The 12,786-nt window shown below is 73.1% G+C and carries 11 protein-coding genes; 1 reads left to right on the top strand and 10 read right to left on the bottom strand.

Annotated elements, in window-relative coordinates:
* Nucleotides 1-34: 34 nt before the first annotated feature.
* The 10 genes from OOK31_RS30935 to OOK31_RS30890 form a co-directional block, all read right to left on the bottom strand.
* A complete protein-coding gene (locus OOK31_RS30935) occupies nt 35-1,309 on the bottom strand; it encodes a hypothetical protein (protein WP_267090681.1) in 1,275 nt (424 codons plus the stop codon).
* Between the two features lie 56 nt (nt 1,310-1,365).
* Entirely contained in the window at nt 1,366-2,304 is a 939-nt protein-coding gene (locus OOK31_RS30930) for a glutamate ABC transporter substrate-binding protein (protein ID WP_267090869.1), read from the bottom strand.
* Between the two features lie 176 nt (nt 2,305-2,480).
* The gene (locus OOK31_RS30925; RefSeq protein ID WP_267090680.1) at nt 2,481-3,878 is read right to left on the bottom strand and encodes a hypothetical protein; all 1,398 of its coding nucleotides are present in this window, start codon (nt 3,876-3,878) and stop codon (nt 2,481-2,483) included.
* Nucleotides 3,879-4,091: 213 nt separating this feature from the next.
* Complete coding sequence (locus tag OOK31_RS30920; RefSeq protein ID WP_267090679.1) at nt 4,092-5,093, bottom strand: N-acetylglucosamine kinase; 1,002 nt, start codon at nt 5,091-5,093, stop codon at nt 4,092-4,094.
* Nucleotides 5,084-6,349: a 6-phospho-beta-glucosidase gene (locus tag OOK31_RS30915; RefSeq protein WP_267090678.1), complete on the bottom strand. Its 1,266-nt coding sequence runs from the start codon at nt 6,347-6,349 to the stop codon at nt 5,084-5,086. The genes OOK31_RS30920 and OOK31_RS30915 overlap by 10 nt, the downstream gene beginning before the upstream one ends.
* Before the next feature lie 5 nt (nt 6,350-6,354).
* The gene (locus tag OOK31_RS30910; protein WP_267090868.1) at nt 6,355-7,194 is read right to left on the bottom strand and encodes a carbohydrate ABC transporter permease; all 840 of its coding nucleotides are present in this window, start codon (nt 7,192-7,194) and stop codon (nt 6,355-6,357) included.
* A gap of 1 nt (nt 7,195) precedes the next feature.
* Nucleotides 7,196-8,137, bottom strand: a complete 942-nt coding sequence (locus OOK31_RS30905; RefSeq protein ID WP_267090677.1) for a carbohydrate ABC transporter permease — start codon at nt 8,135-8,137, stop codon at nt 7,196-7,198.
* A 6-nt stretch (nt 8,138-8,143) separates the two neighbouring features.
* On the bottom strand, nt 8,144-9,478 hold the full coding sequence (locus OOK31_RS30900) for an ABC transporter substrate-binding protein (protein WP_267090676.1): 1,335 nt from the start codon (nt 9,476-9,478) through the stop codon (nt 8,144-8,146).
* 72 nt (nt 9,479-9,550) lie between these two features.
* On the bottom strand, nt 9,551-10,765 hold the full coding sequence (locus OOK31_RS30895; protein ID WP_267090675.1) for an ROK family transcriptional regulator: 1,215 nt from the start codon (nt 10,763-10,765) through the stop codon (nt 9,551-9,553).
* Between the two features lie 143 nt (nt 10,766-10,908).
* Complete coding sequence (locus OOK31_RS30890) at nt 10,909-11,973, bottom strand: mechanosensitive ion channel family protein (RefSeq protein WP_267090674.1); 1,065 nt, start codon at nt 11,971-11,973, stop codon at nt 10,909-10,911.
* Nucleotides 11,974-12,236: 263 nt separating this feature from the next.
* Here OOK31_RS30890 and OOK31_RS30885 point away from each other — a divergent pair, with 263 nt between their 5' ends.
* Nucleotides 12,237-12,773, top strand: coding sequence for an HNH endonuclease (locus tag OOK31_RS30885; protein ID WP_267090673.1), 537 nt, complete (start codon nt 12,237-12,239; stop codon nt 12,771-12,773).
* The last annotated feature ends 13 nt before the right edge of the window (nt 12,774-12,786 follow it).

Here is a 12,786-nt window from a genome sequence, read left to right as displayed (position 1 = left end):
CAGCCGGACCGCACGCACGGTGTTCCGATCAGGCTCACGCGTCCTCCTCCCCCGGCCCCTCGGACCGGTGCTGCTCCGGCAGGCTCCGCTGCGGCGCCAGCGCCTCGGCCGTCGCCCGCTGGTAGCGCAGCACCGCCAGCTCGGCGGCCCGCAGGTCGCAGGGCGCGCTCCACAGCATCCGCCGGGCCGTGTCGTACCGCTCGATCAGCACCGGGTCCTCGGCCATGCCGAGCCGGGCCACCTTCGCCTTGTAGGCGTCCAGCCGGCCGCGCAGCTCCGCGCGGACGGCCAGCGGAGCCGTCACCGCCGTCAACGATTCGCGGGCCCGCGTCAGTTCCTCCCCGGCGCGGTCCTCCAGCGAGTCCAGCAGCGGCGACAGCCGGTGCCACTGGGACCGCCGCCGGTACTCGGCCGCCGCCGCCAGCTCCTCCTGCAGGGCCGTCGGCGGGCCGCTGACCGCCGGCACCTCGGACGCCGCGATCTTCGCCAGTACCTCGCCGCGCGCCGTCCGCGCCTCCGCGAGGGTGCGGTCGGCCCGCGAGAGCACGTCCCGCAGGCTGATCAGCCGCTGTTCCGCGTCCTGCCGCACGGTCAGGACCGCCTCCACCTCACGGCGTACGTCGTCCAGCGCGCGCGCCGCCCGGTCGTACCGCTCCGTGTCGGGACGGCCCCCGCCCGGGGCGGAACTCCCCGACACCGCCACCCAGAAGGCCAGCGGATCGGCGATGACCTCGGCGCGCAGCAGCGCCAGCTCGGCGGTGATCGCCTCCAGGTCGTCCCCCGAGGGGTGCTCGCCCGGCCGCACGCCCACCGAGTGCGCCAGCGAGCGCGTCCGGTGCAGTTCGGCGGAGAGCAGGTCGATCCGCGCGGGCAGCGCCGACCACACCGCGTCGGCGGCGACCACCACGTCCAGGGAGCCGGCGTACAGCTCGTTCATCCGGGCCACCAGGTCGGCCAGCGAGAACCGCTCCGCCAGCGCGACGCCCTCCACCCCGGCCCCGGCTATCACCACACCGGGCCCGCGCAGCCGCTCGGTCAGCTCGGACAGCTCCGGCACGCTCGGCCAGCGGCGCCGCTCCCGGATCTCCCGGGCGGCGGCCAGCGCCCCGCTGTAGGCGTCGAAGTACGTCCACAGCCGGGTGATCGCGGTGTCGGCGGCGGCCCACCGCTCCTTGGTGACCCCGCTCAGCGCGGCGCCCTCCAGCAGCCGGCGCCCGGCGTGGTCCTGGAGGGCGAGCAGGGAGGTCTCGACGGCCTCGTGCTCCGCGCCCAGGCGCGCCAGCGCGCGGTCGACGTCGTCCCGGTCCATCAGGGCCGGCCCCGTCCCCGGAGGGCTCGCGTACGGTTTCGCATCCGTCACCGGCGTCAGCCGTCCCGGTACTTGGGCGCGGGCGGCTTGACGCCGCCCGGCAGCACCTTGTCGAAGTGGTTCTTGTACGCCGACTCCCACGGGCCGCTCTCGCCGCCCGCGCGGTAGTTCTCCAGCACCTTGTTGACGCGGCGGACCAGGTCCGTGGCGTTCTTGTTCATCGCGACCCCGTAGAACTCCCGGGTGAAGGGCGCCCCGACCAGTCGTATCGACGGGTCCTGCGCGGCCTGGCCGGCGGCGAGGGCGTTGTCCGTGATGATGCCGTCGACCTGGCCCAGCTGGAGCCGCACCAGGCAGTCCAGCTGGTTGGGCACGGACACCGACAGGGCGCCGTAGGAGCGGTCCTTGAGGGCGGCCTCCGCGGTGGAGCCGGCGGCCGTGCAGATCCGGCGGCCGCTCAGGGAGGCGTCGTACCCCTTGATGTCCGAGCCCGTGGGGACCAGCACCTGCTGCCCGGCCTCGAAGTAGGCCGTGGAGAAGGCCACGTCCTCCAGGCGCTTGCAGTTGATGGTCATGGTCCGCACGACGATGTCGACGCGGCCCTCCTGGAGGGCCGGGATCCGCTGGTTGGTGGGGATGGCCCGGTAGATGACCTTGTCCTCGCTGCCCAGGATGTCCTTGGCGATGGCCTTGACCAGGTCGATGTCGAAGCCGGCGAGGGAGCCGTCCGCCTTGCGGTAGCCCCACTTGAAGCTGTTCTGGTCCACGCCCGCGACGAGCCGGCCGGCGGAGCGGATGCGCTGGATCGTCGGCCCGTCCAGGTCCGACGGGCGCAGGCTGGCCTCCGGGTCCTGGCAGGTGTCGGCGGGGGCCGCCGGGGCGGCCGCCATCGTGGCGGGCTCGCGCACCGCGTCGGGCCGGCCGCCGGTGCCGGGCGAGGCCTGGGCCAGCGGCAGCAGGACGGCCGCGGCCGTCACCGCGCAAGCGGCGGCCATCGCGCTGACCCCGCCCCAGCCGCGCAGCCGCCCGCCGGTCCGCCGCACCCGGGCCGCGCCCGGATCCGCCGCGGCCCCGGGGGTCCCGGGATCCGTGGGATCCGTGGAGGACTCCGCAGCCGCGGTCCCCGGCTCCGCGTACCGCTCCGCTCGTGCCCGCCGTATCCGCATCGACCTCACCTGTACTCCGAAAGCCTGCGGCCGATGCCGAGGAGGGCCGCCACCGCACCGACGAGCGCCAGCACCGCGGAGCCGGTCACCAGCCCGCCCAGTGCGCCGAGCCCGCCCCGGGCGGCCCGGGTGAACTCCTTCTGCTCGTGCGCCACGGCCAGCTCCAGGGAGGCGTCCACCGTGTCGAAGGAGGCACCGCTGCTGTTGGTGCCCCCGATGACCTGGGGAAGGGCCTCCTCGTAGCCGCCCTTCATGTCGGTCTCCCGGGCCGCCGCGTGCCGCTGCTTCCACTGCGACACGCCCGCCACGGCCTTCGAGACCGGCTCCCGGCCGCTCGTGTCGTCGGCCAGCTCCAGGGCCAGGGCCAGACCGGTGTCGAGCTGCTTCATGTTCTTCTCGTAGTCGACGTCGTACTTGTCGGACTTCTTGTCCGCGGCCAGTACGGCGCCGCGCGCGATCAGCGTCAGGTTCTCGTTGGCCCGGGCCTGGAGCGAGGCGATCCGCGCGTCGTTGAGGACCTTCAGCGACTCCTGCCCGTCCGCCCGTGCCTCGCCCAGCCCCGAGCGGGCGAGGCTCTGTCCGACCGTCAGCCACAGCAGCACCACGGCGGCGGCGGCCGTCGCCGCGAGCAGGCCGTGGTTGAAGACCCGGTGGGTGCGCAGGTAGTTGCGGCGCTGGGCCCACACCAGGGCGGCGAGGGCCAGTGCCGCCGCGCCCGTCGAGGCCAGCGGCCAGGCCCGGGCCTCGTCGTAGTCCGTGTAGAGCCGGCCGGTCTCCGCCTCGTACAGCCGCTGGGCGGCCGGGAGCAGGACGGTGCTCATCTGCTCGTTGGCGTAGCGCAGGTAGGCGCCGCCCAGCGGCAGGCCCTGCCGGTTGGTCGCGCGGGCCTGCTCGACGAGGCCGGTGTAGCGGGGGAGCTGCTCGCCGAGGAGGGCTATTTCCTTGCGGGACTCCCCGCCCGCCCCGGTGTTGGCCGCCGCGCTCACCAGCAGCCGGGAGGCGTTCGCGATGTCCTTCTCGTAGCGCTGGCGGACCTCGCGGGGCTCCTGGGCGCCCGCGAGGAACCCGCTGGAGGAGGCCGTGTCGGCGTCCGCGAGGGAACGGTAGATGCTCGCCGCGTCCGCGCTCAGCGGCTGGCTGCGGCCCACCACGTCCTCGGCGGCGGTGACCCGGCCGGAGATCTCCCACACCGTGACGGCGCCGAACAGGACCACCAGGGCGGCGAGTACGGCGCCGATGATCCGCAGCCGGCCCGGCTCGGTGGTCGCGGCGGCGCGCAGCCGCTCCACGCCCTCGGCCCAGGCCGTACCCCGCCCGGGCGGAGCCGGCGGGCCCGGTGCGGGCCCGGCGGGCACCCCGGAGGAGCCGCCCCCGGGCGCGGACGCGCGTGTCGTGATGGCCACCGTGACCTCCCCCTCGGTCCCTCTGCTCCGCAGCAGTATGGCCGTAGCGGCGGGTTACCACAGCACCCGGTGCTCGATCTTGGGCGAACCATCACCCCGACCGCCTCCGGCGCCCACCCCACGCCACTCCCACGACTGCCCCCGTCACCCCTTCACCGTCAATACGCAGGGGAGGTCGCGACGGTTCCTCGCCGGCCGGGTCCCGGCCCCCGTTCACCCGAAATGGGTACGGAGTTTCGAATGGGCCGAGGGCGGGGCGGACAGGGCGTCGAGGCCCAGGAGGCCCGCGCCCAGGACCGGCGGGGCGGTGACCACCGAGACGCGGGCCCGCGGGGCGCGGTCGGCCAGGAGCCGCTCGATCCGGCCGTTCAGCAGGGGGTGCCGGGCCGCGAGGACGCCGCCGCCCAGCAGCACCGGGACCTCCTCCGCCAGCAGCCCGAGCCGGCCCAGGGCCACCGCGGCCAGGGCCACCACCTCCTCGGCCTGCCGCTCCACGACCGCCGCGGCCACCGGGTCGCCCGCCGCCGCCACCGCGAACAGCACCGGCACCAGTTCGTGGATCCGGCGCCGGGGCACCGGGCCCAGGTGGAGGGCCTCGATCAGCGCGGCCATCGACGCCAGCCCGAAGTGCCCCGGCAGGGCGGTCGCCAGCTCGGTGGGCCCGCCCCGGCCGTCCTCGGCCCGGGCCGCCCACCACAGGGCCTCCTCCGCGAGGCCGCCCCCGCCGCCCCAGTCGCCGGAGATGGTGCCGAGGGCCGGGAAGCGGGCCGTACGCCCGTCGGGCAGCATGCCCACGCAGTTGATCCCCGCCCCGCACACCACCGCGACCCCGCGCGGCGGGCCGGGTGCGGTGAGCCCGGCCCGCAGGATCGCGAAGGTGTCGTTGCGCACCTCGGTGGCCGCGCCCCAGCCGCGCGCGCTCACCGCGTCGGCGAGCTGGCGCTCCTCCACCGGGAGGTCGGCGTTGGCCAGGCAGGCCGAGACGCGGGCCGCGTACGGGGCGCCGGGCCGCAGCGGGGGCAGTCCGGCGGCCTCGGCGGCCTCCGCGACGGCCTGCCCCAGTACGTCCACGGCCGCTTCGACCCCGACCCGGGGCGGCTGGAAGCCCCCCGAGCGGCCGGTGCCGAGGACGGTGCCGTCGGCGCCGATCAGGGCCACGTCCGTCTTGCTGTTGCCCGCGTCGACCGCGAGTACGGCCGCCCCGGCTACGCCCACGGCAGGTGCTCCTTGTTGTGCGCGAGGAGCCGGTCGGTGAGCCCCTCGGCCAGGTCGTACTGGCCGACCAGCGGGTGGGCCAGGAGGGCCTTGGAGACCCGCTCGCGTCCGCCGCGCAGGGCCGCGTCCAGCGCGAGGTCCTCGTACGCGCCGACGTGCGCGACGAGTCCGGCGTACAGGGGGTCGAGCCGGGGCGCGGCCAGCGGCACGGGGCCGGAGCGGTCCACGCGCGCCTGCACCTCGACGACGGCGTCGTCCGCGAGGAACGGCAGGGTCCCGTTGTTGAGGGTGTTGACCACCTGCACGGAGGGGCCCGCGTCGCCCAGCAGGGCCGCCGCCAGGTCCACGGCCGCCTCCGAGTAGAAGGCGCCGCCCCGCTTCGCCAGCAGCGCCGGCTTCTCGTCGAGCGCGGGGTCCGCGTACAGCGCGAGGAGTTCCTTCTCCATCGCGGCGACCTCGGCGGCCCGCGAGGGTTTCTCGCCGAGCTCGCGGACCACCGCGTCGTGGGCGTAGAAGTAGCGCAGGTAGTACGAGGGCACCACCCCGAGCCGGTCCAGCACCGCGCGCGGCATCCGCAGGTCGGCGGCGACGGCCTCGCCGTGCTCCGCCAGCAGCCGGGGCAGGACGTCGGCGCCGTCCGGGCCGCCCAGGCGTACGCCGAGTTCCCAGGTCAGGTGGTTGAGCCCGACGTGGTCGAGGTGGACCTCGGAGGGGGCCACCTCCAGCAGCGCCGCGAACTTCCGCTGGAAGCCGATGGCGACGTTGCACAGCCCGACCGCCTTGTGCCCGGCCCGCAGCAGGGCCCGGGTGACGATCCCGACGGGGTTGGTGAAGTCGATGATCCAGGCGTCGGGGGCGGCCCGGCGCACCCGTTCGGCGATGTCCAGCACCACGGGGACGGTGCGCAGGGCCTTCGCCAGCCCGCCCGCGCCGGTGGTCTCCTGGCCGACGCAGCCGCACTCCAGCGGCCAGGTCTCGTCCTGGAGCCGGGCCGCCTGCCCGCCGATGCGCAGCTGGAGCAGGACGGCGTCGGCGCCGGCCACGCCCGCGTCCAGGTCGGAGGTGGTGGTGACGAGCCCGGGGTGGCCCTGCCGGGCGAAGATCCGCCGGGCGAGGGCGCCGATCAGTTCGAGGCGTTCGGCGGCCGGGTCGATCAGTACGAGTTCGGTGACCGGCAGGGTGTCGCGCAGCCGTGCGAAACCGTCGACCAGCTCGGGGGTGTAGGTGGAACCGCCGCCCACCACTGCGAGTTTCATCAGGTCTAGCCTTTCACTCCGGTCAGGGTGACGCCCTCGACGAATGCCTTCTGGGCGAAGAAGAAGAGGACGATCACGGGGGCCATGACGAGCACGGTCGCCGCCATGGTGAGGTTCCAGTTCGTGTGGTGCGCCCCCTTGAAGGACTCCAGTCCGTAACTGAGCGTCCAGGCGGCGGGGTTGTCGGAGGCGTAGATCTGCGGGCCGAAGTAGTCGTTCCACGCGGCGAAGAACTGGAACAGGGCGACGGCGGCGATGCCGGGCTTCGCCATCGGCAGGACCACGCGCAGCAGGGTGCGCAGCTCGCCGCAGCCGTCGACCCTGGCGGCGTCCAGGTACTCGTCGGGGATGGTCAGCAGGAACTGGCGGAGCAGGAAGATGGAGAAGGCGTCGCCGAAGGCCATCGGGATGATCAGCGGCCACAGGGTGCCGGACAGGTCCAGCTGTTTCGCCCAGAAGAGGTACATCGGGATGACCACCACCTGCGGCGGCAGCATCATCATGGAGATGACCAGCAGCAGCGACAGCCGCCGGCCGCGGAAGCGGAACTTGGCGAGCGCGTACGCGACGGGCACCGAGGACACCACGGTCAGCACCGTCCCGAGCCCGGCGTACAGCAGGGTGTTGCGCCACCAGGTCAGGAAGCCGGGGGTGTCCCAGACCTTCGCGTAGTTGCCCCACTCCCAGGTGCGCGGCCACAGGTCGCGGGTCAGCGCCTGCTGGTCGCTCATCAGGGAGGTGAGGAAGAGGAAGACGAAGGGCAGGACGAAGAACAGGGCGGCGGCCACGCCCAGGGAGTGCACGCCGATCCAGTGCAGTACGGCCTTGCGGTTGTGGCGGCGCATCTCAGTCACCGGCTCCGATCAGTCCGCCACGGCGGCGCATCAGGAGCGCGGTGAAGGCCATGGAGAGGGCGAACAGCACCAGCGCGACGACGCAGGCGGCGCCGTAGTCGAAGCGCTGGAAGCCGACGTTGTAGACCACCTGGGGCAGGGTCAGGGTGGACTTGTCCGGGTAGCCCGGCTCGAACTGCTGCCCGGAGCCGCCGATCACGCCGGCGGCGACCTTCCCGGCCACCAGGGGCTGCGTGTAGTACTGCATGGCCTGGATGACCCCGGTGACCACCGCGAACAGGATGATCGGGGAGATGTTCGGCAGGGTGATGTGCCGGAAGCGGGCCCAGGCCCCGGCCCCGTCCAGCTCGGCGGCCTCGTACTGCTCCTTCGGTACGTCGAGCAGCGCGGCCATGAAGATGACCATCAGGTCGCCGACCCCCCACACCGCGAGCGCGGTCAGCGCGGGCTTGGACCAGCCGGCGTCGGTGAACCAGCCGGGCGTGGGCAGTCCGACGGAGTCGAGCAGGGTGTTGACGGGTCCGGTGCCGGGGTTGAGCAGGAAGACGAAGGCGAGGGTCGCCGCCACGGGCGGGGCCAGATAGGGCAGGTAGAACAGGGTCCGGAAGACCCCGGCCCCCGTCTTGATCTTCGTGATGAGCAGTCCGACGCCGAGCCCGAAGACCACCCGGCAGCCGACCATGACCACGACCAGCCACAGCGTGTTGCGCATCGCGGGCCAGAACAGCGGATAGTCGGTGAAGACGTAGCTCCAATTGTCCAGGCCGTTGAAGGCGGGGGGCCGGAAGCCGTCGTACTTGGTGAAGGAGAAGTAGACGGTGGACAGCAGCGGGTAGGCGAAGAAGACGGCGAAGCCGATCAGCCAGGGCGACATGAAGGCCGCGGTCCGCAGCGCGGACCGGCGGTGCTTCGCCCGCAGGAGGTGCGTGCTCATCGGTTCCTACTGCGCCTTCGCGATGTCCGTGTCGATCTGCTTGTCGGTCTGGGCGAGCCCGGCCGGGAGGTCGGACACGTCGCCCTTCTCGACCTTGTACGCGAAGTCCTCGAAGGTCAGCTGGTAGGTGCCGCCGTCCGCCTGGGCGGGTGTGGTGCTGGACTTCGGGTGCCGGGAGATGTCGATGAAGGTCTTGAGCTCCGGGGTGACCTGGAGGTCCGGCGAGTCGAGCGCGGCCAGCGTCGAGGGGATGTTGTGGATGGCGTTGGCGAAGGAGACCACGGCCGCGGTGTCGGTGGTCATGTACTTGACCAGCTCCCAGGCGGCGTTCTGCTTGCGGCTAGCCGAGGAGATGCCCATGACGGTGCCGGCGAGGTAGCCCTTGCCGTACTCGCCCGCCTTGTCGTCCGGGACGGGCAGCGGGGCGGTGGCGATCTCGAAGCCGACCCCGGCCTTCTTGGCCATGGCGGCCCGCCACTCGCCGTCGATCTGCATGGCGACCTGGCCGCGGTGGAAGGGGTGTTCCGCGCTCCACTCGTCACCGAAGGTGTTGCGGAACTTCTCCAGCTTCTCGTAGCCGCCGAGCTTGGCCACCAGGTCCTTCTGCGCGGTCAGCATCTGCGCGAAGGCCGGGTCCTTGGCCAGGTTGGAGCGGCCCTCGGCGTCGAAGTACGTCGCGCCCCACTGCGCCGCCAGCCGCACCGGCTTGGTCTCGTAGCCGTGGTAGGTGGGCATGATGCCGACCTGCTCGTACGAGTCCCCGGACGGCTTCGTCAGCCGCTGCGCGACCTCGGTGAACTGGCTCCACGTCTTGGGCGGTTCGTGGATCCCGGCGGCCTCGAAGGCGGTCTTGTTGTAGACGAGGCCGTAGGCGTCGTTCAGCAGGGGCAGGGTGCACTGGTTGCCCTTGAACTGCGTGTACTCCAGCAGGTTCTTCGGGAAGACCTTCGCCTTGTCGACCCCGGACTTCTGCAGGAAGGGGTTCAGGTCGGTGAAGGCGCCGGAGTTGCAGAACTTGCCGACGCTGTCGGTGGTGAAGGAGGAGACCACGTCGGGGGCCTTGTCCCCGCCGGCCCGCAGCGCCTGGTTGATCTTGTCGTCGGTCATGTTGCCGGTGACCTTGACCTTGATGTTCGGGTGCGCCTTCTCGAAGCGGGCGATGTTCTCCTCGATCGCCTTGACCTCGCCGGGCTCGGACCAGCCGTGCCAGAAGGTGAGGGAGACGTCCGCCTTCGGGTCGTCGGCGGCTTGGGTTCCGCTCTGGCCCGTACAGGCGGTGGCGAGTACGGATATGGCGGCCAGGGCGGCCGCGACGGCGGTCAGGCGTCCGGTTCTGGGCATGGCGGGGCTCGCTCTCTGCGGGAGGAACAGGAGGGGCGGGGGAAATTCGGGGGGGGGGGCTTGCGGGAGGGTTCAGCGGGAGGTGTCGAAGACTTCCTCGCGGGCCGCGGCCAGGGCGCTCTCCAGGGCGCCCCGCAGGACGGGCCGTTCGCTCACCTCGCCCGTGACCAGCCGGGGCCGGGACGGCGCGAGTTCGGCGAGTTCGGCCTCCAGCAGCGCGCGCAGCGGCTCGCCGCCCGAGGTGATCACGGCCCCGGACAGGACCACGATCTCCGGGTCCAGTACGGCGGTCAGCGCGGCCAGACCGGTCGCCAGCAGGGTGGCGTACGACTGGAGGAACCGCAGGTGCGCCCCCTCGGGCCGGGCGGCGGCCTGCCGGAGCAGGGCGACGGCCGCGGCGACCGGAGGCCCGTACGGGCTGTCCGCGGCGGGTTCCGGTGCCTCGACGCCGAGCTCGGCGGCGAGCCGGGGCAGGACCTGGACGCCGGCCAGCTCCTGGTAGCCGCCGCTGTTGGCCCGGGCGACCTGGCGGACCAGCGGGTGTCCGGGTACGGGCAGGAAGCCCACCTCGCCCGCGCCGCCGGTCCAGCCCCGGTGCAGCCGGCCGCCGATGACCAGGGCGGCGCCGAGGCCCTCCTCGTTCCACAGCAGGACGAAGTCCTCGTGGCCGCGGGCCGCGCCGAGGCGCTGTTCGGCGAGGGCGGCGAGGTTCACGTCGTTCTCGTACTCGACCGGCAGCGGCAGGGCCGCCGCCAGTTCGTCGAGCAGGGTGGGGGAGTGCCAGCCGGGGAGGTGGCTGGCGTAGCGCAGCTGGCCGGTCTGCGGGTCGAAGGCCCCGGGGGTGGCGATGACCAGGCGGTGCAGGTCGCGGCGGTCCAGCCCGGCGTCCGCGACGGCCCCGTCGAGGGCCCGGGTGACCTGGGCGACGGCGTCGGTGCCCTCGGCGTAGGGGAGCGCGAAGCTGCCGGTCACCGTGCCGGCCAGGTCGGCGACGGCGGCGAGCACCCGCTCGGGGGTGACGTCCAGGGCGCCGACGTGGGCGGCGCGGGCGTTGAGCGCGTACAGCTGGGCGTTGGGCCCGGGGCGGCCGGCGGCGGTGCCGGTGGCGACGACCAGTCCGGCGGCCTCCAGCCGGGCCAGCAGCTGCGAGGCGGTGGGCTTGGAGAGCCCCGTGAGGTGCCCGATCCGGGTCCGGGACAGCGGGCCGTGCGTCAGCAGCAGCTCCAGCGCGGCGCGGTCGTTCATGGCGCGCAGCAGGCTGGGAGTTCCGGGCGTGGCGGCGGGCATGGAGCGGTCTCTCCTTCACCGGGGTGAACTGTTAGGGAAGTTTCCTATCGGCTTCTGAGCCGTGTCAATGGCCGCGGCCGTGGATATGCCGCTGCCCCGCCGGAAAACGACCGGCGGGGCAGCGGCGGGAAGGGCGGAGGAGGCTACTTGGTGATCCGGGGACCGGACGGCGCCGGGATCGGGTTGGTGGCCAGGGACTGCGGGGAGGCGGGGTTGGCGAGCGCGGAGGGCGGGGCGACGGAGGCGGACGCGTCCGGGCCGGCCTCCTCGGGCTCGTCGGCCGCCGGCAGGCCGCCGATGATCCGGATGCCCGCCGCGTCGAAGGCCTCCTTGATCCGCCAGCGCAGCTCGCGCTCCACGGCGAACTGCTGGCCCGGCATGGTCTTCGCGGACACCTTCACCGTCATGGAGGCCAGCAGCACCTCGTCCAGGCCCAGCACCTCCACCGGACCCCACAGGCGCTCGTCCCAGGGGGACTCCTTCACCATCGAGTCGGCGACCTTCTGGACCACCTCGCGCAGCTGGGTGAGGTTCTCCGTCGGCTTGACCTGTACGTCCACGCCGGCGGTGGCCCAGCCCTGGCTGAGGTTGCCGATCCGCTTGATCTCACCGTTGCGGACGTACCAGATCTCGCCGTTGTCCCCGCGCAGCTTGGTCACGCGCAGTCCGACCTCGATGACCTCGCCGGAGGCCACCCCGGCGTCGATCTTGTCGCCGACGCCGTACTGGTCCTCCATGATCATGAACACGCCGGACAGGAAGTCCGTGACCAGGTTCCTGGCGCCGAAACCGATCGCCACACCGGCCACACCCGCACTCGCCAGCAGCGGGGCCAGATCGATCTTCAGCGCCGCCAGGACCATCAGCGCGGCCGTGCCCAGGATCAGGAACGAGGCCACCGAACGCAGCACCGACCCGATCGCCTCCGACCGCTGGCGCCGCCGCTCCGCGTTGACCAGCAGCCCGCCGAGCGCGGTCCCTTCCACCGCCTCGGCACTGGTGTTCATCCGGCTTATCAGCTTCGTCAGCGCCTTGCGGACGACCGAGCGCAGCGCCGCGGCGATCACCACGATCAGCAGGATCCGCAGGCCGATGCTCAGCCAGGTGGCCCAGTTCTCCTCGATGAAGCTCGCGGCGTTGGTCACGCTCTCGGTGGCGTCCTCGGTGGTGGTCGCTGCCAGCGGGAGCAGAGTGGCGGGCGAGGGCACGGCGGGATACCTCCAGGCATAGCGGTCTGCCCACCGGACGGGATGTGCGGGCAGACCAACCACACTAACGGGGCACAGGGCCCGACCCCGTTGCCGTGTTCGAGGGAGAGACCAGACTCACCTGGGGAAGCAGGGAGTGTGGTTGAAAACACCTCGGACCCGTTACGGGCGCGTGGTGGCGCTTCGACCAGCCGTAAGGGGAGACTGGAAAGCAGATCGTCCCGGCGCGAGCCACGCGCCGCCGGCGTACAAGGAGGCAGTCCGTGCCGCACGTCCTGGTCCTCAACGCGTCGTACGAGCCGCTCGGCGTCGTACCGCTCCGCCGCGCGCTCGTCCTCGTCCTGGAGAACAAAGCCGTCTCCCTGGAGGAATCCGGCGCCTTCCTGCACAGCGCGACCAGAGCCGTCCCCGCGCCCAGCGTGGTCCGGCTCAAGCGCTTCGTACGGGTCCCCTACCGGGGGCCCGTTCCACTCACCCGCCGCGCCCTGTTCGCCCGCGACGGCGGCCGGTGCATGTACTGCGGGGCCGTCGCCACCAGCGTCGACCACGTCATCCCGCGCAGCAGGGGCGGGCAGCACGCCTGGGACAACGTCGTCGCCGCGTGCCGCCGCTGCAACCACGTCAAGGCCGACCGGCACCTCGTCGACCTCGGCTGGCGCCTGCGCCACCAGCCGGCCCCGCCGTCCGGCCTGGCCTGGCGCATCATCGGCACCGGCCACCGCGACCCGCGCTGGATGCCCTACCTCCAGCCGTACGGGGCCGAAGACGCCCTGGACCGCATCGGGGTCGCCGCGGGATGAGGGGCGGGGCGTG

The sequence above is a fragment of the Streptomyces sp. NBC_00249 genome (assembly GCF_026342355.1).
In the GTDB taxonomy this organism is placed as follows: domain Bacteria; phylum Actinomycetota; class Actinomycetes; order Streptomycetales; family Streptomycetaceae; genus Streptomyces.
This window is presented reverse-complemented; position numbering and strand designations above follow the sequence as displayed.